26 protein-coding genes are annotated in these 23,031 nt (G+C 74.4%); 17 read left to right on the top strand and 9 right to left on the bottom strand.

Annotation, left to right across the window (positions count from 1 at the left end):
* The first annotated feature begins 21 nt into the window (after window positions 1-21).
* The 5 genes from FIP57_RS06005 to FIP57_RS23580 are packed head-to-tail and all read left to right on the top strand — an operon-like array spanning window position 22 to window position 7,423.
* Complete coding sequence (locus FIP57_RS06005) at window positions 22-3,297, top strand: ATP-dependent helicase (RefSeq protein WP_148572632.1); 3,276 nt, start codon at window positions 22-24, stop codon at window positions 3,295-3,297.
* Window positions 3,294-6,542 (top strand): ATP-dependent helicase, encoded by a 3,249-nt coding sequence (locus FIP57_RS06000; RefSeq protein ID WP_238993319.1) that lies wholly within the window; start codon window positions 3,294-3,296, stop codon window positions 6,540-6,542. Before FIP57_RS06005 ends, FIP57_RS06000 begins: the two co-directional genes overlap by 4 nt.
* 19 nt (window positions 6,543-6,561) lie before the next feature.
* Window positions 6,562-6,939 carry a VOC family protein gene (locus tag FIP57_RS05995; RefSeq protein ID WP_148572631.1) on the top strand — a complete coding sequence of 126 codons (378 nt, stop codon included), beginning with the start codon at window positions 6,562-6,564 and terminating at the stop codon, window positions 6,937-6,939.
* Window positions 6,940-6,944: 5 nt separating this feature from the next.
* Entirely contained in the window at window positions 6,945-7,235 is a 291-nt protein-coding gene (locus FIP57_RS23585) for an anthrone oxygenase family protein (RefSeq protein ID WP_203231097.1), read from the top strand.
* Window positions 7,232-7,423 (top strand): anthrone oxygenase family protein, encoded by a 192-nt coding sequence (locus tag FIP57_RS23580; protein WP_203231096.1) that lies wholly within the window; start codon window positions 7,232-7,234, stop codon window positions 7,421-7,423. The genes FIP57_RS23585 and FIP57_RS23580 overlap by 4 nt, the downstream gene beginning before the upstream one ends.
* 82 nt (window positions 7,424-7,505) lie before the next feature.
* Here the strand turns inward: FIP57_RS23580 and FIP57_RS05985 are convergent, their stop codons facing one another.
* The 3 genes from FIP57_RS05985 to deoD are packed head-to-tail and all read right to left on the bottom strand — an operon-like array spanning window position 7,506 to window position 9,514.
* A complete protein-coding gene (locus FIP57_RS05985; RefSeq protein WP_148572630.1) occupies window positions 7,506-8,138 on the bottom strand; it encodes a dihydrofolate reductase family protein in 633 nt (210 codons plus the stop codon).
* Window positions 8,138-8,758 (bottom strand): dihydrofolate reductase family protein, encoded by a 621-nt coding sequence (locus tag FIP57_RS05980; RefSeq protein ID WP_148572629.1) that lies wholly within the window; start codon window positions 8,756-8,758, stop codon window positions 8,138-8,140. Before FIP57_RS05980 ends, FIP57_RS05985 begins: the two co-directional genes overlap by 1 nt.
* A gap of 30 nt (window positions 8,759-8,788) precedes the next feature.
* Window positions 8,789-9,514 carry a purine-nucleoside phosphorylase gene (deoD, locus tag FIP57_RS05975; protein ID WP_148572628.1) on the bottom strand — a complete coding sequence of 242 codons (726 nt, stop codon included), beginning with the start codon at window positions 9,512-9,514 and terminating at the stop codon, window positions 8,789-8,791.
* Window positions 9,515-9,546: 32 nt separating this feature from the next.
* Here deoD and nudC point away from each other — a divergent pair, with 32 nt between their 5' ends.
* The gene (nudC, locus tag FIP57_RS05970; RefSeq protein ID WP_238993318.1) at window positions 9,547-10,446 is read left to right on the top strand and encodes an NAD(+) diphosphatase; all 900 of its coding nucleotides are present in this window, start codon (window positions 9,547-9,549) and stop codon (window positions 10,444-10,446) included.
* A 6-nt stretch (window positions 10,447-10,452) separates the two neighbouring features.
* Here the strand turns inward: nudC and FIP57_RS05965 are convergent, their stop codons facing one another.
* Window positions 10,453-10,707, bottom strand: coding sequence for a mycoredoxin (locus tag FIP57_RS05965; protein ID WP_148572627.1), 255 nt, complete (start codon window positions 10,705-10,707; stop codon window positions 10,453-10,455).
* 66 nt (window positions 10,708-10,773) lie between these two features.
* Here FIP57_RS05965 and FIP57_RS05960 point away from each other — a divergent pair, with 66 nt between their 5' ends.
* The 6 genes from FIP57_RS05960 (at window position 10,774) to FIP57_RS23575 (ending at window position 14,438) form a co-directional block, all read left to right on the top strand.
* Window positions 10,774-12,891: a UvrD-helicase domain-containing protein gene (locus FIP57_RS05960; RefSeq protein WP_148572626.1), complete on the top strand. Its 2,118-nt coding sequence runs from the start codon at window positions 10,774-10,776 to the stop codon at window positions 12,889-12,891.
* Between the two features lie 189 nt (window positions 12,892-13,080).
* The gene (locus FIP57_RS05955; RefSeq protein ID WP_148572625.1) at window positions 13,081-13,305 is read left to right on the top strand and encodes a hypothetical protein; all 225 of its coding nucleotides are present in this window, start codon (window positions 13,081-13,083) and stop codon (window positions 13,303-13,305) included.
* Window positions 13,306-13,422: 117 nt separating this feature from the next.
* A complete protein-coding gene (locus FIP57_RS05950) occupies window positions 13,423-13,710 on the top strand; it encodes a WhiB family transcriptional regulator (RefSeq protein ID WP_148572624.1) in 288 nt (95 codons plus the stop codon).
* Window positions 13,711-13,738: 28 nt separating this feature from the next.
* Complete coding sequence (locus tag FIP57_RS05945) at window positions 13,739-13,930, top strand: hypothetical protein (protein ID WP_148572623.1); 192 nt, start codon at window positions 13,739-13,741, stop codon at window positions 13,928-13,930.
* A 29-nt stretch (window positions 13,931-13,959) separates the two neighbouring features.
* Window positions 13,960-14,160, top strand: coding sequence for a hypothetical protein (locus tag FIP57_RS05940; protein WP_148572622.1), 201 nt, complete (start codon window positions 13,960-13,962; stop codon window positions 14,158-14,160).
* A 116-nt stretch (window positions 14,161-14,276) separates the two neighbouring features.
* Complete coding sequence (locus FIP57_RS23575; RefSeq protein WP_203231095.1) at window positions 14,277-14,438, top strand: hypothetical protein; 162 nt, start codon at window positions 14,277-14,279, stop codon at window positions 14,436-14,438.
* Between the two features lie 21 nt (window positions 14,439-14,459).
* Here FIP57_RS23575 and FIP57_RS05935 read toward each other — a convergent pair whose 3' ends face one another.
* The 3 genes from FIP57_RS05935 to FIP57_RS23570 form a co-directional block, all read right to left on the bottom strand.
* Window positions 14,460-15,797 (bottom strand): ABC1 kinase family protein, encoded by a 1,338-nt coding sequence (locus FIP57_RS05935; protein WP_148572621.1) that lies wholly within the window; start codon window positions 15,795-15,797, stop codon window positions 14,460-14,462.
* A 71-nt stretch (window positions 15,798-15,868) separates the two neighbouring features.
* A complete protein-coding gene (locus FIP57_RS05930) occupies window positions 15,869-16,741 on the bottom strand; it encodes a TOMM precursor leader peptide-binding protein (protein ID WP_148572620.1) in 873 nt (290 codons plus the stop codon).
* Window positions 16,742-16,849: 108 nt separating this feature from the next.
* Complete coding sequence (locus tag FIP57_RS23570; RefSeq protein ID WP_203231094.1) at window positions 16,850-17,008, bottom strand: DUF5679 domain-containing protein; 159 nt, start codon at window positions 17,006-17,008, stop codon at window positions 16,850-16,852.
* A gap of 228 nt (window positions 17,009-17,236) precedes the next feature.
* Between FIP57_RS23570 and FIP57_RS05925 the strand changes: the two genes are divergently transcribed.
* From FIP57_RS05925 to FIP57_RS05915, 3 genes are all read left to right on the top strand, one after another.
* On the top strand, window positions 17,237-18,034 hold the full coding sequence (locus FIP57_RS05925) for an enoyl-CoA hydratase/isomerase family protein (protein ID WP_148572619.1): 798 nt from the start codon (window positions 17,237-17,239) through the stop codon (window positions 18,032-18,034).
* Between the two features lie 519 nt (window positions 18,035-18,553).
* Window positions 18,554-19,612 carry a PHP domain-containing protein gene (locus tag FIP57_RS05920; protein ID WP_238993317.1) on the top strand — a complete coding sequence of 353 codons (1,059 nt, stop codon included), beginning with the start codon at window positions 18,554-18,556 and terminating at the stop codon, window positions 19,610-19,612.
* Between the two features lie 82 nt (window positions 19,613-19,694).
* A complete protein-coding gene (locus FIP57_RS05915) occupies window positions 19,695-20,324 on the top strand; it encodes a YgjP-like metallopeptidase domain-containing protein (RefSeq protein WP_148572618.1) in 630 nt (209 codons plus the stop codon).
* Here FIP57_RS05915 and FIP57_RS05910 read toward each other — a convergent pair.
* Together FIP57_RS05910 and FIP57_RS05905 are read right to left on the bottom strand one after the other, a co-directional pair.
* The gene (locus FIP57_RS05910) at window positions 20,256-20,822 is read right to left on the bottom strand and encodes an NUDIX hydrolase (RefSeq protein ID WP_148572617.1); all 567 of its coding nucleotides are present in this window, start codon (window positions 20,820-20,822) and stop codon (window positions 20,256-20,258) included. The two genes, FIP57_RS05915 and FIP57_RS05910, sit on opposite strands and share 69 nt — an antisense overlap.
* The gene (locus FIP57_RS05905; protein WP_148572616.1) at window positions 20,819-22,198 is read right to left on the bottom strand and encodes a zinc-dependent metalloprotease; all 1,380 of its coding nucleotides are present in this window, start codon (window positions 22,196-22,198) and stop codon (window positions 20,819-20,821) included. The genes FIP57_RS05910 and FIP57_RS05905 overlap by 4 nt, the downstream gene beginning before the upstream one ends.
* A 55-nt stretch (window positions 22,199-22,253) precedes the next feature.
* Here FIP57_RS05905 and FIP57_RS05900 point away from each other — a divergent pair, with 55 nt between their 5' ends.
* Both FIP57_RS05900 and FIP57_RS05895 read left to right on the top strand, forming a co-directional pair.
* A complete protein-coding gene (locus tag FIP57_RS05900; RefSeq protein ID WP_148572615.1) occupies window positions 22,254-22,682 on the top strand; it encodes a molybdenum cofactor biosynthesis protein MoaE in 429 nt (142 codons plus the stop codon).
* Window positions 22,683-22,732: 50 nt separating this feature from the next.
* Complete coding sequence (locus FIP57_RS05895; RefSeq protein WP_148572614.1) at window positions 22,733-22,966, top strand: hypothetical protein; 234 nt, start codon at window positions 22,733-22,735, stop codon at window positions 22,964-22,966.
* The last annotated feature ends 65 nt before the right edge of the window (window positions 22,967-23,031 follow it).

Genomic DNA, 23,031 nt, shown 5'->3' with positions numbered 1-23,031 from the left:
CGCGTGTTGGGATGGTCCGTGATGAGCCAGCCGACCGTCGCACCCCCGCGCCAGCCCCTCCTGCCGCCCGCCCCCGCGGTCCGCAGCGGGGGCCCGGCCTACGTGCTCCGGCCCCCGGCGGCGGGCGGCTCCGCGCTGCCCCGGCTCGACCCTGCGCAGCGGGCCGTCGTCGACCACCCGGGCGGTCCGCTGCTGGTGCTCGCCGGCCCGGGCACCGGGAAGACGACGACGATGGTGGAGTCGGTCGTCGACCTGGTGGAGCGGCGCGGGGTGGAGCCCGAGCAGGTGCTGGCGCTCACCTTCAGCCGAAAGGCGGCCGAGCAGCTGCGCGACCGGGTGACCGCACGGCTGGGGCGCACGCTCGCGACCCCACTGGCCTCGACGTTCCACTCCTTCGCCTACGGGCTGGTCCGCCGCTACGCCCCGGCCGAGCTCTACTCGGCGCCGCTGCGGCTGCTCTCCGCCGCGGAGCAGGACGTCGTGCTCGCCGAGCTGCTGACCGACGCCCCTGAGTCGATCCGTTGGCCCCGCGCCCTGCAGCCGGCGGTGGGCACGCGGGGGTTCGCGCGCGAGGTGCACGCCGTGCTCGCCCGGGCCCGGGAGCGCGGGCTCGACCCCGAGGACCTCGTCCGGCTCGGACGCCGGGAGGAGCGCCCCGAGCTGGTCTCGGCCGGCCGGTTCATGGAGCAGTACCTCGCGGTCCTCGGCGACGAGAGCGCCGTCGACCACGCCGACCTGGTCACCCGCGCGGTCGTGGAGGCCGAGGCCCACCGCGAGGAGCTGCGCGCTCGCTACACGCACGTCTTCGTCGACGAGTACCAGGACACCGACCCCAGCCAGGTGCGGCTGCTGAAGGCGCTCGCCGGCGACGGGCGCAACCTGGTGGTCGTCGGCGACCCCGACCAGTCGATCTACGGCTTCCGCGGGGCCGACGTCCGCGGCATCCTCGAGTTCCCGCGCGAGTTCCCGCGCGCCGACGGGACGCCTGCACCCGTGCAGGTGCTCGGCACCACCCGCCGCTTCGGGTCGCGGATCCTCCGGGCCGCGCAGTCCGTCGCCTCCGGGATCGCGGTCAGCGGGGCGATCGGCGCCGACCGGTGGGCGCAGTTCCGCAGCCCGGTCACGGCGCCCGGGTCGGGAGCCGGCCGGGTGGAGGTGCTCACCTTCGACACCGCGCGGGCCGAGGTCGAGAACGTCGCCGACCTGCTGCGCCGCGCCAACCTCGAGGACGGCCTGGGCTGGTCGGAGATGGCGGTGCTGGTCCGTTCCGGCCGGGCGATGATCCCGTCCCTGCGCCGGTCGCTCACCGCTGCCGGCGTGCCGGTCGAGGTCGCGGCCGACGAGACGCCGCTGGTCCGCGAGCCCGCCGTGCTCGTGCTGCTCGGCGCGCTGCGGGTGGTGGTCGACGCGGCCGTGACGGACCCCGAGGACCCCCGCTACGTCGACGCCTCGCGCGCCGAGGAGCTGCTCACCTCGCCCCTCGCCGGGCTCGACGCCACCGACGTCCGCGCCCTGGTGCGCGCGATGCGCGCCCGGCAGGGCGGCACCCTCCCCGCCGGCACCTCGCCCCGCGACCTGCTCCGCCGGGTGGTGCTCGAGCCGGGGGTGCTGACCGGCGTCGACGGCACCGCCGCCCAGCGGGCCCGCCGGCTGGCGACCCTCGTCACCGAGGCGCGGCAGGTGCTTCAGGAGGGCGGCACCGCGGAGGAAGTGCTCTGGATCCTGTGGGCCGGCACCGACTGGGGGCAGCGGCTCCGGTCGGCCAGCCAGCACGGCGGACAGGCGGCCCGGCTGGCCCACCGTGACCTCGACGCCCTGTGCGCCCTGTTCGAGACCGCGGCCCGCACCGAGGAGCAGCGCGGCCACACCAGTGTGGCGAGCTTCCTCGCCACCCTGTCGGCCCAGGAGATCCCGGCCGACACCCTCGCCGACCGGGGCGTGCGCGGCGACGCCGTACGGCTGCTGACCGCGCACCGCTCCAAGGGGCTGGAGTGGCGGCTCGTCGTGGTCGCCCACGTGCAGGAGGGCAGCTGGCCCGACGTGCGGCGCCGCGGCTCGCTCTTCGAGGTCGACCGGATCGACGCCGACGGGCTGCTGCCGCCGCCGTCGCCGGCGTCCCTGCGAGCCGAGGAGCGGCGGCTCTTCTACGTCGCCTGCACCCGCGCTCGGGAGCGGCTCGTGGTGACCGCGGTCGCCTCGCCCGACGACGAGGGCGAGCAGCCCTCCCGCTTCCTGCCCGAGCTCGGCCGTGAGCTGGTCCACCGGCAGGGCCGGCCGCGTCGACCGCTCTCGATGGCCGGCATCGTCGCCGAGCTGCGCCGGTGCGCGGCCGACCCCGACGAGCCCCTCGTGCTCCGGCAGGCGGCCGCGGCACGGCTCGCCGCGCTCGCCGCGACCGAGGTGCACGGCCGCCCGATCGCGCCGCAGGCCGACCCGGTGACGTGGTGGGGGATGCGCGCGCCGAGCCGTTCGGAGCGACCGCTCCGCCCGGGCGACCAGCCGCTCACCCTGTCGGCCAGTGCGCTGGAGGGGATCCTGCGCTGCCCCGCGCAGTGGTTCCTGACCCGCGAGGCCGGCGGCCAGGCGGTGAGCAGCTCCCAGCAAGGGTTCGGCATGGTGGTGCACGCGCTCGCGGACCGCATCGCCCGCGGCGAGCTCCCCGCCGACGTCGACGGGGTGGAGTCCGAGCTGATGCCGCTGGTGGACGAGGTGTGGGGGCGCCTGGAGTTCCGCACCCCGTGGTCGCGCTCCCGCGAGCGGGAGGAGGTCGCCGCGGCGCTGCGCCGCTTCGCCGCCTGGCACGAGCGGCCCGGCTCCCGGACGGTGGTGAGCACCGAGAGCCACCTCCGTGCGGAGGTGACGCTGCCGGACGGCGAGGTCGTCCGGCTCGAGGGGTACGCCGACCGGCTCGAGCTGGACGAGGCGGGACGGGTCGTGGTGGTCGACCTGAAGACCGGGAAGTACGCACCGACGGGCCCCCAGGTGAAGGAGCACGCGCAGCTCGGGCTCTACCAGCTCGCGGTCGACCACGGTGCCGCCGACGGTGTCGTGGGGCGGCCGGTGAAGGCGGGTGGCGCCGAGCTGGTCCAGCTCCGGCTGGGCGAGAGCCTCCCCAAGGTCCAGGCGCAGGAGCCGCCCGCGGAGACCGACGGTCCGCGGCTGGTCGAGGAGCAGCTGATGGCCGCGGCGCGGGTCGTCCGCGAGGAGGAGCTGGTGGCGCGACCGGGGTCCCACTGCGACCGGTGCGACTTCCAGGCCATCTGCCCCGTGTGGTCCTCGGGGAGCGTGCTCTCGTGACCGCGGAGCGAGGGATGCGGATCGACACCCCCGAGCAGCTGCAGCGGCTGATGCGGGCCGACTTCGCCTTCAGCGACCAGCAGTTCGCCGCGATCACCGCGCCGCTGGAGCCCGCGGTGGTCGTCGCGGGCGCCGGGTCCGGCAAGACCACGGTGATGGCGGCGCGGGTCGTCTGGCTGGTCGCGACCGGCCAGGTCGAGCCGGGGGAGGTCCTCGGCCTGACGTTCACCACGAAGGCCACCGCCGAGCTCGGCGGCCGGATCCGCGAGCGGCTGCGCGAGGCCGGGCTGCTGCGCGCCGACGGCCCCCGGAGCGCCGACGAGGACGAGCAGGAGGAGCCCACGGTCGCGACGTACCACTCCTACGCCGCCGCGCTCCTGACCGACCACGGGCTGCGGATCGGTCACGAGCCGGACACCCGGCTGATCGCCGATGCGTCCCGCTACCAGCTCGCCGCCCGTGCGGTGCAGCGCCACCACGCGCCGGTTCGCCACCTCACCGACTCGCCGCGCCACGTCATCCAGTACCTCCTCGGGCTCGAGGCCGAGATGAGCGAGCACCTCGTCACCGCCGACCAGGTGCGCCGCCACGACGCGGAGCAGCGCCGCCGGCTCGAGGAGGGGATGGCGACCGAGCACCGCAAGACCTACCGCGACAAGAACCTGAAGGCGATCGCGGCGATCGACAAGCGGGCCGAGCTCCTCGACCTCGTCCAGGGCTACCGCGCCCTCAAGGCCGAGCTCGGGCTGATGGACTTCTCCGACCAGATCGCGCTGGCCGCGCGGCTGGCCCAGGAGTGTCCCGAGGTCGGTGCTGCCGAGCGGACGCGGTTCAAGGTGGTGCTGCTCGACGAGTACCAGGACACCTCGGTCGCCCAGGCGCTGATGCTCAGCCGGCTCTTCTCCGGCCCCGACGCCGACCACGGCCTCGGCCACCCGGTGACCGCGGTGGGTGACCCCAACCAGGCGATCTACGGCTGGCGGGGCGCCTCGGTGTCGAACATCCTCCAGTTCGACCGGTCGTTCCCCACCCCCGACGGGCGGCCCCGCAGCTACCCGCTCACCGTCAACCGCCGGTCCGACGCCCGGATCCTCGAGGCGGCCAACCACCTCGCCGCGCCGCTCTACGCCGAGCGCCCCTCGCTCCGACCGCTGGAGCCCAAGCCGGGGGCCGAGCCCGGCCAGGTGCGAGTCGCGGTGCACCAGACCTACGACGAGGAGCTCGAGTGGCTGGCCGAGGAGGTCGCGGCCACCCATGCGGCGATGGAGGCCCCGTCGTGGAAGGAGATCGGCGTCCTGACGCGCAACAACGCGCACGCCGCCGACGTCTTCGACGCGCTCACCTCGCGGGAGATCCCGGTCGAGATCGTCGGCCTCAAGGGGCTGCTCCGGCTCCCCGAGGTGGCCGAGGTCGTCGCCACGCTGACGCTGCTGCAGGACGCGACCGCGAACGCCGCCCTCCTCACCTTGCTCACCGGCCCCCGGTGGGCGGTCGGCCCGCGTGACCTGGCGCTGCTGGGCCGGCGGGCCCGCGAGCTCTGCGGCGGCGCACCACGGGGGCAGCGGCCGACCAGCGTCGAGGAGGAGCTCGCCGCCGCCGTCGAGGGCGGTGACCCGACCGAGCTGCCCTCGCTCGGCGACGCGCTCGAGGACCCCGGCGACCTCGGCTACTCGCCCGAGGCACGTGACCGGTTCGCCCTCCTCGCCGCCGAGCTGCGCCGGCTCCGCGCCGCGGCCGGCGAACCGATCCTCGACCTGGTCCGCCGGATCATCGACACCACCGGCATCGACGTGGAGCTCGCGGCGTCGGTGAGCCCCGCGGCCGCGGCCCGCCGGGACAACCTCGACCTCTTCGTGCAGGCCGTGTCGGAGTTCCAGGCCGTCGACGGCACGGTGACGCTGCCGGCCCTGCTCGGCTGGCTCGAGGCGGAGGACGAGCTCGGCCAGGGGCTCGACGTCGCCACCCCCTCGGAGGCCGACTCGGTCAAGCTCCTGACCGTCCACCGGGCCAAGGGGCTCGAGTGGGACGCGGTGTTCCTCGTCGGCGTCACCGACAAGAAGTTCCCGTCCGGCCAGGGGCGCTCCACCGCACTGACGGTGCCGTTCGTGATGCCCGGGGAGCTGCGCGGCGACGCCCACGACCGGCCGGTGCTCGGCGGCTGGACCCCGGTCGACCTCCAGCAGCACGCCGAGGCCGGGCGCCGCCACGAGGCGACCGAGGAGCTCAGGCTGGCGTACGTCGCGTGGACCCGGGCCCGCCACTCGCTGACCGTCTCCGCGTGGTGCTGGGCGCCGAGGCTCAAGGGCGGCCGGGGCCCCTCGGAGTACCTCCTCCGCACCCTCGAAGTCGTGCAGGGGTGGGGCGAGCAGCCGGTCCGGTGGTGCGAGGCCGCGCAGAAGGGCGACCCGTCGCCCTACGGCGAGGGCACCCAGGAGCGGCCCTGGCCGATCTCCCACCACACGCCCGAGGTGGAGCGGCGCCGGGCGGCCGCCGCGCTGGTGACCGAGGCGGCAGCCGCCCTCGCCGCCGGCGACTCCTACGGGGAGCCGGTGGACGACATCGTCGCCCTCAGCCGCGTGCAGCAGTGGGACGAGGAGCTCGCCCGCCTGGTCGAGGAGGCGGCGCGCGACCACGCCGCGGTCGTCGAGGTGCCGCTCCCGCCGAGCCTGTCCGCGACCGCGCTCGCGCGGCTGCGCTACGAGCCGGAGGAGCTCGCCCGTGACCTGGCCCGGCCGATGCCGCGCCGCCCGTCGCGGGCGGCCCGGTTCGGGACCCGGTTCCACGCCTGGGTGGAGGCGTACTTCGACCACCGGCGCGAAGAGCTGCTGATCGACCCCGACGAGCTCTCCGACCGTGCCGACCTGGGGGTGGACGACGACGCCGAGCTCGACGAGCTCATCGCGAAGTTCCGCGCGGGCCCGTTCGCGGACCGCCGCGAGGTCGAGGTCGAGCAGCCGTTCGCGCTGGTCCTCGGCAGCCAGGTGGTCCGCGGCCGGATCGACGCGGTGTTCCGGGAGCCCGACGGACGGTGGCTCGTCGTCGACTGGAAGACCCACCGCACCCAAGTCGCGGACCCGCTGCAGCTGGCGGTCTACCGGCTCGGCTGGGCGGAGCTGCGGGGGGTGCCTTTGGAGCAGGTCGGTGCCGCGTTCTACTACGTCCGTGACGGCGAGGTGGTCACCCACGACGACCTCCCGGGACGCGAGGAGCTCGAGGCGCTGCTGGCCGGTGACGCGACGCCCTGAGCAGTGCTGAGATGGAGGCGTGAAGCTCCACCACCTCGGCCTGCCGGTCGCCGACACCGACCGCAGCCTGCAGTTCTACGTCACCTGGTTCGACTTCGACCCGGCCACCGCGACGCGGTACCCGGACGGCACCACGATCGTCCGCAACCGCGACGGCTTCGACCTCGCCCTGCACCCGTCCACCGGATCGGCGCCGCCGGACACCTTCCTCCACGTCGGCTTCCGGGTGCCGGACCCCGACCAGGTCCGTGCCCTGGAGCAGCGGCTGCAGGCGGCCGGGGTCCCGGTCGTGGAGAGCGACGACGAGGAGGAGCTCGTCTCGTTCAAGTGCCTCGACCCGGACGGGTGGCGGATCGAGGTCTACTGGGAGGTCGACACGAGCGTGCCGGTCGGGTGACGGCCGTGCTCGGGACCACCTTGGTCCTCGCCACCGTGGCCGTGGGGCTCACCGCCGGGTTCCTCGGGGCGTTCGCGCACACGGTGATGCCGGCGCTGGGGAAGCGGGACGACGTCGAGTACGTCGGCACCTTCCAGGCGATCGACCGGGCGGTCTCCAACCCGTCGTTCATGGTGCCGTTCACGGCCGCGCCGGTGCTCGTGGCGGCCGCCCTCGTCATGACCCTGGTCGACCGGGGAACCAGGGACGCCGTACCCGTGGCAGGGGCGTTCGTCCTCGCCGTCGCGACCTGGTGATCACCGGCGCCGTGCACCTGCCGCTCAACCGGGCGATCGGGGAGGTGACGCTCGACGCCCCGGCGCCGGAGCTCGCCGCGGCCCGGGCCCGCTTCGAGCGGCGCTGGGTGCGGTGGAACGTCGTCCGGACGCTCACCTCGACGGGCGCGCTGGTCTGCCTGGCGGTCGCGCTGCTGCGGCTCGACTGACGCGCCACGAGGGGCGGGTCGACACCCCTGACGAGCCACGAGGGGCGGCTCAACACCCCTGTCGCGCGCCACGAGGGGCGGCTCAACGCTTGCGGGTGAAGGTCAGGTGGGTGACGCCGCTCGGGGTCGAGACCGCCTCGACGTCGTACCTGTCCTCGAGCCCCTCCAGCCCGGTCCACACCGAGACACCGCGGCCGAGCACGATCGGGACGACCACGAGGTGCAGGTGGTCGACGAGCCCGGCGGCGACGAAGTCGCGCACCACGGTCGCGCCGCCGCCGATCCGGACGTCCAGCCGGTCCGCGGCGGCCCGTGCGGTCTCCAGCGCCTCGGCGGGTGACGCGTCGAGGAAGTGGAAGGTGGTGCCGCCCTCCATCTCGAGCGGCGGCCGGGGCCGGTGGGTGAGCACGAAGGTCGGCGTGTGGAAGGGCGGGTTCGGCCCCCACCACCCCTTCCAGTCCGGGTCGTCCTGCCAGCCGGGCGGTCCGAACTTGTTCGCCCCCATGATCTCGGCGCCGATCCCGACACCGTGCTGCTGCGCGAGGGCGTCGTCCACACCGGCCGCCCCGGTCGCGGCGTCCCAGAACCGGGTCGCGAACATCCACTCGTGGAGCCGCTCACCGGCGTGGCCGAAGGGCGCCTCGGCCGACTGCGGCTCGCCGGTGGCGAACCCGTCGAGGGAGATGGACAGGTTGTGCACGCGGGTCCGGGACATCACTCGCTCCGCACGTCGTAGGTCAGGTGGGTCGCGTTCGGCGTCGTCACGACGGTGCGCTGCACCAGGGTGCACGGCGGCCCTTCGGTGAACAACGGCGTGCCCGCGCCGAGGACGACCGGCGCGAGGTGGAGCGAGAGGACGTCGACCAACCCGGCGGCGAGGGCCGACGCGATCACGACGCCGCCGCCCATGACGAGGACGTCGAGCTCCCGCCCTTGCTGCGCGGACGCCTCCTCCGCACGGCGGCGGGCCAGCGCCAGGGCGTCGGCCACCCCGGTGGTCGCGAAGCTCCAGTCGAGACCCGTGAGCCGCACCGACGCAGGCTGCTCGCCGGTGACCACGACGAAGGCGGGCTTGCCGACCTCGCGCGCGCCGTAGCCGACCTCGTCGCTCCACCCGTGCGGGCCGTCGACGATGTCGAACAGGCGGCGCCCCATCACGACGGCTCCGGAGCGGAGGGTCGTCTCCTCGAGGATGCGGCGCTCCTCCGGGTCGTCGGAGAACGCCCACGTGTGGAGGGCGTCGCCGCCGTCGCCGAGCCCGTTGTCCAGCCTCGGGTCGGGGCCGGTGACGAAGCCGTCCACGGAGACCGAGATGTCCGCGATGATGCGTGCCATGCGGGGAACGACGGGTCCAGACGGCGGAACTCATCGGTGGCCGCGGGGACCTCGGCCGAACATCGCCTCCAGCGCGACGCCGACCATGTCGCCGAACGTCTGCTGCCGCTCCTCGGGGGTCGTCTCCTCGCCGGCGAGGATGTGGTCGGAGACCGTGCACACGGCCAGCGCCTGGCGGCCGTGCTGTGCGGCCAGGGTGTAGAGCGCGCTCGCCTCCATCTCGATCGCGAGCACGCCGTACTCCGCCATCCGCCGGCTCAGCTCGGGGCGCGGGTGGTAGAAGGAGTCGCTGCTGAGCACGAGCCCCACCTTCGTGGTCACCGGCAGCTCCGCGGCCGCGTCGTACGCACGGCGCAGCAGGTCGAAGTCGGCAACCGGCGCGTAGTCGAGCCCCTCGAACCGGATCCGGTTCACCGACGAGTCGGTGCAGGCGCCGGACGCGATCACCAGGTCGCGCAGCACGAGCTCCTCGCTCAGCGCGCCGCAGGAGCCGACCCGCACCACCGACTGCACGTCGTAGTCGACGAAGAGCTCGGTGAGGTAGATCGAGATCGACGGCAGCCCCATCCCGGATCCCTGGACGGAGACCCGGTGGCCGCGCCAGGTGCCGGTGTAGCCGTACATCCCGCGCACCTCGGAGTAGCAGACCGGGTCCTCGAGGAACGTCTCGGCGATCCACCTCGCGCGGAGCGGGTCGCCGGGCATCAGCACGTGCGGGGCGACCTGGCCGGGGGCGGCGCCGATGTGGGTGCTCATGGGCTGCACCGTACGGCTCGTAAGGTCGGGACGTGCCCACGTTCCCCGCGCCGTACGCCGTCGACATCGCCCTCTCCACGCGCAGCCACGAGCGGATCGGTGGCCGCCGGACGGACGAGAAGTGGCTGGAGGAGAAGTGGGCCGACCCGTCGACGCGGGTCCTGGTGCTCGCCGGCGGCCGGTTCCCGCTGACCGAGGACGGCTCCGCGGTGGCCTGGGTCAGCCCCGACGAGGCCCCTGAGGGCGACCGGGTGCTGCTGGGGGAGAACGACGGCGTCGTTCACTTCATGGTGCTCGCCCGCGGCTACCGCGCACCGGACGAGTGGGGGATGCTGCGCACGGTCGGGCCGCGGCTCTCCAAGGTCGAGGCCGGGTACCTGGTCCAGGCCCAGGCGCTCTCGGAGTGGCACCGCGCGCACCGGTTCTGCGCGCGGTGCGGCGGCGGGCTGACCATCAGCGAGGGCGGCTACGTGCTGGTCTGCGAGAGCTGCGGCCGCCACCACTTCCCGCGCACCGACCCCGCGGTGATCATGCTCGTCACCGACGGCGACCGCGCGCTGCTCGGTCGGCAGCCGAGCTGGCCGGAGGGGCGCTACTCGACGCTGGCCGGGTTCGTCGACCCGGGGGAGAGCCTGGAGCAGGCGGTGGCGCGTGAGGTGATGGAGGAAGCCGGCATCGAGGTCGCCGACGTGACCTACTTCGGCAACCAGCCCTGGCCGTTCCCGTCGAGCCTGATGGTCGGGTTCTTCGCCCGCGCGGTGACCACGGAGATCCACCTCGACGACGACGAGCTCGAGGACGCCCGGTGGTTCAGCCGCGAGGAGATGCGCGCTGAGGCCGAGGCGGGGACGCTGGTGCTCCCCGGAGGCATCTCGATCAGCCGCTCGCTGGTCGAGGCGTGGTACGGCGAGGCGCTGCCCGGGGCCTGGTGAGGTCCGTCAGTTGAGGCTGGCGAGCTTCGCCTTGACGTCCTTCAGGGCGGGGTTCGTCTGCGCGGTGCCGTCGGGGTAGACGAGGGTCGGCACGGTCTGGTTGCCGTTGTTGACCCGCTCGACGATCGCGGCGGCCTCGGGCTGCTGCTCGATGTCGATCACCTCGTAGGTGATCCCCTCGCGATCCATCTGCGACTTCAGCCGGTGGCAGTAACCGCACCACGCGGTGGAGTACATGATCACGGTCGAGTCCGCCGCCATGAATTGTCCTTCCCGGGACGTAGGGTTCTGCCCGTTCCAACCGAACCCTTCAGGAGCCTGTTCCCGATGTCGATGTTGCCCGGATCACCCGTAAATGAACCGGGGAGCCGTGCGCCGTCACCGGAGGCGCTCCTGGACGCGCTCGACCCGGAGCAGCGCGAGGTCGCGCAGGCGCTGCGCGGCCCGGTGCGGGTGCTCGCCGGCGCCGGCACGGGGAAGACCCGCGCGGTCACCCACCGCATCGCCTACGGCGTCGCGACCGGCGTCTACGTCCCCACCCAGGTCCTCGCGGTCACCTTCACCACCCGCGCGGCCGGCGAGATGCGCACCCGGCTCCGCCAGCTCGGCGCCCACGGGGTGCAGGCGCGGACCTTCCACTCGGCCGCACTGCGCCAGGCCCGCTACTTCTGGCCGAAGGTCTACGGCGGCGAGCTGCCGCAGCTCATGGAGTCCAAGCTGCCCCTCGTCGGCACGGCGGCCCGCCGCAACCGGGTCGACACCTCGGCGGCGACGCTGCGCGACCTCGCCAGCGAGATCGAGTGGGCGAAGGTGAGCAACGTCCGCCCCGACGACTACGCCCGCGTCGCGGAGGAGCGCGACCGCGAGCTCACCAACGTCGACCCGGCGACGGTCGCCCGGGTCTTCGCCTCCTACGAGGACGCCAAGCGCGACGCCGGCCGCATGGACATGGAGGACGTCCTGCTCTGCGCCGCCGCGGTCCTCACCGAGGACGAGCGGGTCGCCGCGGAGGTGCGGCGGCAGTACACCCAGTTCGTCGTCGACGAGTTCCAGGACGTCAGCCCGATCCAGGCGGCGCTGCTCCGGCTCTGGCTCGGCGGCCGCCACGACCTGTGCGTCGTGGGCGACCCGGCCCAGACGATCTACTCCTTCGCCGGCGCCTCGGCTCGGTTCCTCCTCGACTTCCCGAAGGAGCACCCCGGCACCACCAGCATCGAGCTGGTCCGCAACTACCGGTCCACCCCGCAGGTCGTCGAGGCCGCCAACCGGGTGCTCTCGCGCGGCACGACGGGGGGAGTGCGGCTGAAGGCACAGCGCCCGGCGGGAGACGAGGTCGGGTTCGCCGAGCACCCCGACGAGGTCGACGAGGCCGAGGCGACCGCCGCCGAGATCCGCCGGCTCCTCGACGGGGGGCGCTCCGCTCGCGACATCGCGGTGCTGGTCCGGATCAACGCCCAGACCGAGCCCTTCGAGGAGGCGCTCGCCGCCCGGGGCGTCCCCTACGTGGTCCGCGGCGCCGAGCGGTTCTTCCAGCGGCCCGAGGTGCGCCAGGCGGTCACCCTCCTGCGCGGGACCGCCCGTGCCGTCGAGGACGGCGGCGACGACGCCCCGGTGGTCGAGCAGACCCGTGGCGTGGTCGCCGGCATGGGGTGGACCCCCGAGGCCCCGGCCGCGCGCGGCAACGTCCGTGACCGCTGGGAGTCGCTCCAGGCGCTCGTCGACCTCGCCGCGAGCCACCAGGCCGCGCACCCGGAGGCGACCCTGCGGAGCTTCGTCGACGACCTCGACCGCCGCGCCGCCGAGCAGCACGCCCCGGTCGCCGACGGCGTCACGATCGCGACCCTGCACACCGCCAAGGGGCTGGAGTGGGACGTCGTGTTCCTCTGCGGCGTCGTCGAGGGCACCCTGCCGATCACCTACGCGCTGGACTCGCCGACCGCGGTCGAGGAGGAGCGGCGGCTGCTCTACGTCGGGATGACCCGTGCCCGCGACCGGCTCCACCTCAGCTGGGCGCAGGCCCGCAACCCCGGCGGCCGGGCCTCGCGGCGGCCGTCCCGGTTCCTCGACGGGCTCCGCCCTGAGACCGCGGGCGACCGCGCCCGGGAGCAGCGGGGTGGCAAGCAGCGGAAGGCCCAGCCGACGGTCTGCAGGATCTGCCGCGCGCCGCTGTCCACGGTCGCCGAGCGCAAGGTCGGGCGCTGCTCCGGCTGCCCGGCCAGCTACGACGAGGCGCTCTTCGAACGGCTCCGCACCTGGCGCGGCGAGACCGCCAAGGCCGAGTCGGTGCCGGCGTACGTCGTCTTCACCGACCTCACCCTCCAGGCGATCGCCGAGGTGCAGCCGACGTCGGCCGAGCAGCTGCTGCGGATCAACGGCATCGGGCGCACGAAGCGCGAGAAGTACGGCGACGCCGTGCTCGAGCTGGTCGCGACCCACTCCGGCTGACCCGCCCGCTGACCCTCCGGCGGGCGTCCGGAACGGGCGGTCCCGGCCCCGTTACCGGGTCGTTGGTCCTCGTTCAAGGAATCGCCCCGTAAATACGTTGCGCGCCGTCGCGACCCCCCGCTACGGTGATCGAACCCACCGCAGAGATGTGACTTCTCCGCGTCCGAGGATCACCGAAGGAGGTGCCCCATGATCATCACCACCACCCACACGAGCCGGAAGGCGGCGATCGTCATGCCCACCTCCTCCTGCGTCCTCCTCGCCGCTGACTTCGGCGGCTACTGGGGTGACGTGCGTCCGGAGACCAGGGGTGGGGTGTCGGTCATGACCGCTGCCACCGACCGCGACCGGACCGTCATCCTCGCCGCCGACCAGCTCGTCCCGGGCACCCGTGCCTGGAGTCCACCGATCTAGGGAGTCCTCTCCCTCTCGGCAGCCTCCAGGCCGCGGAACCCGAAACCCGGGATCCGCGGCCTTTCTGTTTGGTCAACCACCGATCGACCCGCACACACAGCACAGGAGGAAGAAGAGATGAGTATCGCCGTCCTCGACGCCCCGGGGAGGGGCGCAGGCGTCGACGTCGAGCAGCTGCCGTGCCACCGGGAGGACCCCGAGCTGTTCTTCGCCGAGTCGCCGAGCGACGTGGAGCTCGCCAAGTCACTCTGCGGGAGCTGCCCGGTCCGCAGCGAGTGCCTCGACGGCGCCCTCGCCCGGCGTGAGCCGTGGGGGGTCTGGGGCGGCCAGCTGGTCGTTCAAGGAGTCGTCGTCCCCCGCAAGCGGCCTCGCGGCCGGCCCCGGAAGTCCGAGGCCGCGGCCTAGAGCCCCGCACCACCGAAGAAACCCATCGATGAACACCCACCGGAACCGGAGCACCGAGATGAACCTGATGAACGAAGAGCTGGCGCGGGCCCAGATGGCCGCGCGCCTGGGAGAGGCGCAGGTCCAGCGGCGCGGACGCAACGTCGTCGTCGCCCGTCGTCTGTCCCGCCGCGCCGAGCGGGCCGCGCGTGAAGCGCGGCTGGCCGCCGCCCGGGTCTGACCCGAGCAAGGAAGCACGAACACCGTCACATGAACGACCAGCCGATCAGCAGGAGCAACGACATGAACCACCTACTCCACGAAGGCCTGGCACGCGCGCAGATAGCCGCCCGCCTCGACGAGGCGGAAGCGGTGCGCCGCAGCCGGCGGATCATCGCCGCGCGGCGGTTCCACCGGCGTGCCGAGCGGGCCGCGATGCAGGCCCGCCTGGTCCTGGCCCGGTCCATCTGAGCGACTGGCCCGGACACCCCGACGCAGCCCGGTCCCCGAGGGGGCCGGGCTGCGTCCTGTCCCGGCGCGGGCGTCCTCGGGGGTCCGCCGGCCACCGACGGCGTACGGTGTGGCCCATGGCGGTGTGTGACCACTGCGGCCGAGCCTCCGAGACCCCGGAGCCCCCGCTGACCTGGTCGTTGTCCCTCGAGCGGGGCCAGGTGAAGAGGTACTGCGAGCAGTGCACGCGCGAGAACCTCCGGGCGATGGAGGGGAAGCTCGACCGCCCTGACTGGTGACCGGCGCCCGGCCGGCGCGGCTCAGACCGGCTCGTCGAACCCGGGGGCCAGATCCTCGAGCAGCGCGCCGAACGGCGCCTCCGCCTCGAGCTGGCAGAGCACGCCGACGCTGCCGACGAGCGTGCGGTGGATCAGGAGGTACTCCGGCGGCAGGTTGAGCCGGAGGGCTATCTGCGCCTCGGGGTGGCCGGGCTCCTGGAACCGCTGCAGCTGCTCGCGCATGAAGTCGCGGGAGAAGCGGAACGACTCTGAGCGCGCCGGCTCGACGAACGGGCCGAGGTAGGCCCGGAGGTCGTCGGGGTGGATCCGGATCCCCGGTCGGATGAACCCCTCCTCGCGCAGCGCAGCGACGACCTCGTCGTAGTCGTCGTGCAGCGCGATCCGCATCAGCCGTCCCAGCGTCCGCGGCAACCCACCCTCGGGGAGCCGTGCCACCGCGCCGTAGTCGAGGACCCCCAGCCGGTCGGGGGCGCCGTCGGTCCCGGGCACCAGCCGGAAGTTCCCGGGGTGGGGGTCGGCGTGGAGCATCCCGGTGCGCGCCGGCCCCTCGAACATGAACCGGGCGTAGAGGTAGCCCCAGTGGTCGCGCTCCTCGACCGACCCCTCGTCGATGACCCGGGCCAGCGAGGTGGGGGAGTCGAGCCACTCGGTGACCAGCACCCGCTGGGAGTGGGCGAGCACGTCGGGCACGACGTAGCGCTCGCTGTCGCGGAAGGCCGCCGCGAAGGCCGACTGCGCCTCGGCCTCGAGCCGGTAGTCGAGCTCCTCGACGACCCGCTCCTGGAGCTCCTGGGCGAGCGCGCGGGCGTCGATGCCGGGCACCAGCCCGCCGAAGGCGCGGGCCAGCCGGCCGATCTGCTTGAGGTCGGCCATCAGCGCCTGGTCGGCGCCGGGGTACTGGATCTTCACCGCGACCGGTGTCCCGTCGACCCACCGCCCCCGGTGGACCTGGCCGATCGACGCGGCGGCCCGCGGGGTGTCGTCGAACTCGACGATCTTCCGCTTCCAGCCGGCGCCGAACTCGCGGACCAGCTGCTGGTGGACGACGGCGGTCGACATCGGGGGAGCGGAGTCCTGGAGCCGGGTGAGGTGCTCGCGGTACGGCGCGGCGAGCTCCTCGGGCAGGGCACCTTCGAGGATGGAGAGCGCCTGGCCGAACTTCATCGCCCCGCCCTTGAGCTCTCCGAGGGTCCGGAACAGCTGCTCGGCCGTGCGCTGCTGCACCTCGGTCAGCACGGCCTCGGCGGGAGCACCCCCCAACCGCTTCCCGACGCCCAGCGCCGTGCGGCCGGCGTACCCCAGCGGCAGCGAGGCGAGGCGGGCCGTGCGGGTGACGGCCCTGCGCGGGAGGTCGGCCATGGCGCCATTCTGCCTGGCCGGGCCAGGATCGCCGGGAGGATCGACGGCAGCCCCATCCCAGGTTCGGCCCGCTACTGCCAGGCGCAGCCGCAGTGGGGGTGCGGGGGCCACGGCTGCCGGGCGAGCTCGGCCAGCGTGGGGTGGAGCGCCAGGGTCGCCGACAGCGTGGTCGGGTCCCCGCCCTCGACGTACGACGCGAGGTCCCGGGCCGCCCAGCCCAGCGCGACGGCGGCGAGCGCGGGGTCGACCGGCTCGGGGATCCCGTCCGGACGGTCGTGCGCGGAGGCCCGTGCGTACTGCTCGACGAGCAACGGCCACGACGGGTCCTCGGCGGAACGGTGGCAGTCGATGCACCGCAGGCACGCGGAGCGGCCCGGGACGACGAACGGGCCGACGACGGCGCGCCCCTCCGTGAGCCGTACGACGAGGTGAGGGATGCCCTCGCGTCGGTGGTCGTCGACGAGCTCGCGGGGTGGCTCGCCGATCCCGACGAGCACGTGCACGGCGCGCGAGGGTGCGGCGCCGCGGCGGGGCGGCCCGGGTCGTGGCCGGGCCGGCGGGAGCCGCAGCCCGGAGCGGCGCACCAGCCCGGCGAGGTCCTCAGCGAGCTCGCGGGCCCGCGGGTGGCCGAACGGGGTGACCCGGACCAGGTGGTCCGAGCGGCCGGCGACCGCCTCGGGCAGCCGGTCGGGGGTGCGCCGCGCGAGGGCGGCGACGGCGTGCCGCGGCCACGGGTCGCCGTCGGCGGGCGGGAGCGCCGCCCGCAGGGCGTGGTCGTCGGGGAGAGCCAGGCCGCGGGCGACGAGCGCGGCCACGGCGGCCGGGTCGTCGGCCCAGCCCGGGGTCAGCCCACCGGGGCTCGCCGCGAGCTCGTGGTCGAGCCCGGCCTGGTGGCCCGAGCGGCGGCGCAGGAGGTGGGTGCCGGGGAGGAGCAGCGGACGCATGCGCGGAGCCTGCCGGGATCCTCCCGATCCGGCGAACCGCTCTCCACAGGTCGGGAACGCAGCAGGGGCGGACCGTCCGGTCCGCCCCTGCCGAGGTGTGCTGCTGTCTCAGGCCTTGCCGAGGATGCGGTTGAGGTTGGTGCCGCATACCGGGCACACCGCCTTGGCCATGCGGGTCCCCTTGTCGTTGACCTTGACCTCGCCGTCGGCCTGGCGCTTCTCCTTGCACTTCACGCAGTAGAACTCGCCGCTCCACGTCTCTGCCATTGGGACTCCTCGTCTGGTTCGGATCGAACGTCTGTGTCGGATCTGCGGCGAGCAGTCGGGGGCTCCCGCACGGGCCGTGGGTGCTACGGCCGGTCAGCACCCTACGCCTCCGCGTGTCGAGAACCCCGCAGCGTCGGCGCGCCGCGGCAGATTCGGGTCCCAAAGGGGACAGAAGGGACGGATGAGGCGGCCGTTCCGCCTGCGGTACGGCCCACTAGGGTGCCGCGCATGACCGAAGCGCCCCGTCACCTCACCGTCGACCGCCCCGCCGAGGGGGTCGTGCTGCTCACCCTCGCCAACCCCGCCCAGCGCAACGCGATGTCCCCGGCGATGACCGAGGCCTGGGCGGCGACCGTCGACGGGCTCGCGGCGGACCCGGAGGTCCGGGTCGTCGTGGTGACCGGGGAGGGCAGCGCCTTCTGCTCCGGAGGCGACCCGCGGTGGATCGCCGGCGAGCCCGACGCGCCCGTGCACCGGCTCCGCGACCGGATGCTCCCCTTCTACCGCTCCTGGCTGTCGATCCGCCGGCTCGAGGTGCCGACGATCGCCGCCGTGAACGGCCCGGCGGTCGGGGCCGGGCTCTGCCTCGCGCTCGCCTGCGACATCCGGTACGCCGCGACCTCCGCCCGGATGTCGGTGCCGTTCGTGAGGCTCGGGATGCACGCCGGCATGGGGGCGACGTACAGCCTGCCGAAGCTGGTGGGCGAGGCCCGGGCCCGCGAGCTCCTGCTCACCGGCCGCATGGTCGGCGCCGAGGAGGCCGAGCGGATCGGGCTGGTGAGCAGCGTCTTCCCCGACGACGGGTTCCTCGACGCCGTGCTCGAGCAGGCCGCGTCGATCGCCGCCACCGCGCCCATCGCCAGCCGGCTCACCAAGGTCGCGCTGCGGGACGGCGGCCACCCCGACCTCGAGGCCGCGCTGGAGTGGGAGGGGTTGGCCCAGCCCGTCACCCTCGCCACCGAGGACCTCCAGGAGGGGGTGCGCGCCTCGCGCGAGAAGCGCCCGCCGGTCTTCACCGGCCGCTGACCTGCCCCGCGCGTCAGGTGTTGAGCCGCCCCTCGTGGCGCGCGGTCTGGTGTCGAGCCGCCCCTCGTGGCGCGCCCAGGGGGCCACAAAGGGCGGCTCAACGCGCCAGTAGGGGCGGTTCAACACCACCAGGCGCGCCACAAGGGGCGGTTCGACACCACCAGGCGCGCCAGAAGGGGGCGGTTCAACACCGGCGGGCGCACGTAGAGGAGGCCCCGCAGCGCGCCCGGAACGCCACCCGCCTTCCCCTTGCGAGCGATGTCCGAGCCCGCCGAGGGGCCTCGTCTACGACGAACCTAGGGGGCGCCCGAGACGGGGTCAACGGTGCGGTGTCCACCCCTGTGGAGAACGCTGTGGATACTGTGTGGAACGCGCCGAGGCGGCTGTGGAGCACCACGGCAGGTCGTGCACAACCCCGGGTCGGGGAGCTGTGGACGAACATCGGGTGGCCGGCCGGGAAACCAGGGCTGACCTGCGAGGACGGTCCTCCACCGGGTGTGGAGGAAAGAAAGGTACGGGGTGCGCCAGACCACCGCTGACCATGGCGAGCGGCCGGTGCTCGGCCCGGGCCAGGCGCTGCGCCGGATCGCCTTCCTCCTCGAGCGGCAGCTGGCCGACACCTTCAAGGTCAAGGCCTTCCGCAACGCCGCGGCGACGGTGCTCGCCACCGATCCCGCCGAGCTCCGGGCGCGCGCCGGGGCCGGCACCCTCCGCGAGCTGGAGAAGATCGGCAAGGCCACCGAGGCGGTGATCGTCGACGCGCTGGCCGGGCGGGTGCCGGCGTACCTCGAGGAGCTCGAGCGCGGCAGCGGGCCGCTGGAGACCGGCGGGCTGGCGCTGCGCGAGCGGCTCCGCGGCGACCTGCACTCGCACTCGGACTGGTCCGACGGCGGGTCGCCGATCGAGGAGATGGTGATGACCGCGATGGAGGTGGGTCACGAGTACCTCGCGCTCACCGACCACTCGCCCCGGCTCAAGGTGGCGAACGGGCTCAGCGCCGCGCGGCTCACCCGCCAGCTCGAGGTGGTGGAGGCCGTCAACGCGCACACCGGCGACGGGTTCCGGCTGCTGCGGGGGATCGAGGTGGACATCCTCGAGGACGGCGCGCTCGACCAGACCCCGCAGCTGCTGGACCGGCTGGACGTGGTCGTCGCCTCCGTGCACTCGAAGCTGCGGATGGATGCCGGCCCGATGACACGGCGGCTGGTGCGGGCGGTCGAGGACCCGCACACCAACGTCCTCGGCCACTGCACCGGCCGGCTGGTGCGCGGCGGTCGCGGCACCCGGCCGCAGAGCGAGTTCGACGCCGACGCGGTCTTCGAGGCCTGCGCCGAGCACGGCGTGGCGGTCGAGATCAACAGCCGCCCCGAGCGGCAGGACCCGCCGGACGAGCTGGTCGCGCTCGCCCTGGAGAAGGGGTGCCTGTTCTCGATCGACAGCGACGCGCACGCGCCGGGGCAGCTCGACTTCCTCGACTACGGCGCGACCCGGGCGGTCGAGCTGGGGGTGCCCGAGGAGCGGATCGTCACGACGTGGCCGCTCGACCGGCTCCTGGAGTGGAGCCAGGCCCGCCGGTGACCGGCAACCGACAGCCCTCTGACCTCGCGCGACCCGGCCTCGAACCGTCCCCAGGAGGGGCGTGAACCAGTAGCGTTCCCCCATGGAGCAGCCAGGGCACCCTCCGGTCGACGTCCGGAGGAGCCGGCGGCGCAGGCGGACGGTGTCCGCCTACCGCGACGACGACGGCACCGTCGTCGTGCTGCTCCCCGCCCGGATGTCCAAGGCGGAGGAGCGCGAGTGGGTCACCACGATGGTCGCCCGGCTCATGAAGTCCGAGGAGCGGCGGCGCCCCTCCGACGCCGCGCTCGCCAAGCGCGCGGAGAACCTCTCGAACCGCTACCTCGAGGGGCTGGCCCGGCCGCGCACGGTGCGGTGGGTGGAGAACCAGCAGCAGCGCTGGGGGTCGTGCACCCCGGCCGACAAGTCGATCCGGCTCTCCAGCCGGCTGCAGGGGATGCCGTCGTGGGTGGTCGACTACGTCCTGCTCCACGAGCTGGCCCACCTGCTGGAGAAGGGGCACACCCCGGCGTTCTGGCGGCTGGTCGACCAGTACCCGAAGGCCGAGCGGGCCAAGGGGTTCCTCGAGGGGTTCGCGCTCGCGGCGAGCTGGGAGCTGCCGCCGGACGCGGTCCCGCCCGCCGACGGGTCGGCGGAGGTCGACTCAGGCGTCGAGCCGGGCCCGATGACCGCCGAGGCGGTCGAGCCCCAGGTCGACGAGCTCGCGCAGTGACGGTTCGTCGCTCGGCAGCGCGTCGACCGGCCACCACCGCACGTCGGTCGACTCCTCGCTGACCGCGTGCCGGGCCCCTTCGGGAGCCACCGCCAGGAACCGTACGTCGAGGTGGCGGGCGCCCTCGCCGCCGCAGAACGGGACCTCGTGCGCATCGAGGTGCACCGGCACCGCGTCGAGGTCGAGCCCTGCGATCCCGGACTCCTCGGACGCCTCACGGAGCGCGGCGCCGGCGAGCGTCGCGTCGCCGTCCTCGACGTGGCCGCCGACCTGGAACCAGCGGCCGGCCTTGGCGTGGAGGGTCAGCAGCACCGAACGTCCGTCGGCGGAGACGACCAGCGTGCTCGCCGTGAGGTGGTCGGGGCGGCAGGAGCGGCTCAGCCCGTCGGGGCGACGGCGCAGGTGGTCGACGTACTCCTGGCGCAGCGCCGCCTGGCGCGGGTCGGGCGCGTTCCAGCGGGCGAGGACCGCGAGGGCGTCCGCGTGGAGCCCGCTCACCCCTTGCCGGAGGTGTCGGGGTCGGTGGGCTCCGGCCCCTCGTCGTCGCCCTTGCCGCTGCCGCCCGAGCCGGCCTCCTGGTCGAGCAGCTCGGCGAGCGCCGCGTCGAACTCGGCGTCGCCGACCTCCTCGATCTCCGCCTGCTCACCGAACCCCAGTGGGTCGTCGAGGTCGGCGGAGGTGGGCAGCAGGTCGGGGTGCGACCACACCTGGTCGCGCGCCTCGGCACCCTTGCGCGAGCGGAGGCTGCCCCAGAGCGTCGCGGCGTCGCGCAGCCGGCGGGGGCGCAGCTCCAGCCCGACGAGCGCGGCGAACGCGCTCTCGGCGGGACCGCCCGCGGCGCGGCGGCGGCGGACCAGCTCCTGGAGCTTGCCGGCGCTCGGCATCCGGTCGGTGGCGGCTTGGGCGACGACCTCGTCGACCCACCCCTCGACCAGCGCGAGCATCGTCTCGAGCCGGACCAGCGCGGCCTGCTGTGCCGGCGTCTTCTGCGGCTCGAACAGCCCGCCCTCGAGCGCCTCCTGGAGCGCAGCCGGGTTCATCGGGTCGATCCCCGTCAGCTTGGACTCGATCGAGCCGATGTCGATCGTGGTGCCCCGGCCGAAGTCCTCGACGGCGGAGACCAGGTGGGCGTTGAGCCACGGCACGTGGGCGAAGAGCCGCTGGTGGGCCGCCTCGCGGAGCGCGAGGTAGAGGACGACGTCCTCCTCCGGGACGTCGAGCCCCTCGGCGAACGCGGCCACGTTCGCCGGCAGCAGCGCCGCGCGCCCGACCGGGGCGAGGGGGAGCCCGATGTCGGAGGCGCTGAGCACCTCGCCGGCCAGCCCGGCCAGCGCCTGGCCGACCTGGGTGCCGAACATCGCGCCCCCGGCCTGGCCGAGGAGGGCCACGAACGGCCCTGCCATCTGCTTGGCCTCCTCGGGGAGCGCCTTGGTCAGCGCGCCCACGACGTGCTCGGCGACCGGCTCGACGAGCCGCTGCCAGACGGGCACCGTCGCCTCGATCCACTCCGCGCGGCTCCAGGCCGCGGTGGTGGAGACGCCGCTGGGGAGCTCGGTCGCGGAGTCGAGCCAATGGTCCGCGAGGCGGAGCGCGTCCGCGACGCGGTCGCGCTGCGCGGAGGTCGGCGACGGGTCGGGCTCCTGGGCGGCCGCGCGGCGGGCGACGTCCTTGGCGAGGTTCCAGTTCACCGCACCCTCGTGCGGCTGCATCATCGCCTGCATCTGGCCGATCAGCGCCCCGAGGTCGGGCATCCCGGCGCCGCCCGCGCCCGGGAAGCCCGGGGGCATGCCGCCGGAGCCGCCGAACGCTGCGAAGAACTGCTCGAACGGCGTGCCCTTGAAGGGGTTGGGCTGCTCACCGGGCTCGTCGGTCATGGGCTCCACGGTACTCGCGCGGCCGAAGCCCGTGGGGGCGGCTAGGGTCCGGGGGATGAGCGAGATCGCGGTCCGGTTGGTCGACATCCGGAGCACCCCGCTGGACGTGGCGGAGGTGCTCGCCGCCGTCGAGGACGCGTCGGCCGGCGGCGTCACCCTGTTCGTCGGCACCGTCCGCGACCACGACGAGGCCAAGGCGGTCGCCGGCCTCGACTACTCCGCGCACCCGACCGCGCTCGACCGGCTGCGCACCGTGGTCGAGGAGGTCGCCGCGCGCCACCCCGTCACGGCGGTCGCCGCGGTGCACCGAGTGGGCGAGCTGGCGATCGGCGACGCCGCCGTCGTGGTGGCCGCCGCCGCCGCCCACCGCGGCCAGGCCTTCGACGCGGCCCGCGACCTCATCGACGACCTCAAGGCAACCGTCCCGATCTGGAAGCACCAGGCGTTCTCCGACGGCACCGAGGAGTGGGTCGGGCTGCCCTGACCGGGCGTCGCTCCCACGGTCGGCGGTCGCCGCGGCTTACGGTTCGTCCCGTGGAGATCCTGTGGTGGCTGGCGCCCGCGGGTGGTGCGACGGTGCTGGCGATGCTGTGGGCGGCGTGGGCCGGTCGGCCGCGCCGCGACGAGCGGGACCGGTCGGAGGCGGCGTACGAGCGGTTCGCCGCCGCGATGGCCAAGGACCACCCCGCGGCCGGCAAGCCCCGCCCGGTCGCCGTGCGGGACCGGAGCACCGGCATCGCGGTACGCCCCTCGCGCCGCGGCGACTGAGGGGCGACTGAGGGGAGACTGAGCGGTCGCTGAGAGGGCACGGGTCAGCCGACCCGGCCGCCGCG

The organism is Nocardioides caldifontis (assembly GCF_008087345.1).
GTDB classification, from domain to species: Bacteria; Actinomycetota; Actinomycetes; order Propionibacteriales; family Nocardioidaceae; genus Marmoricola_A; species Marmoricola_A caldifontis.
This window is presented reverse-complemented; position numbering and strand designations above follow the sequence as displayed.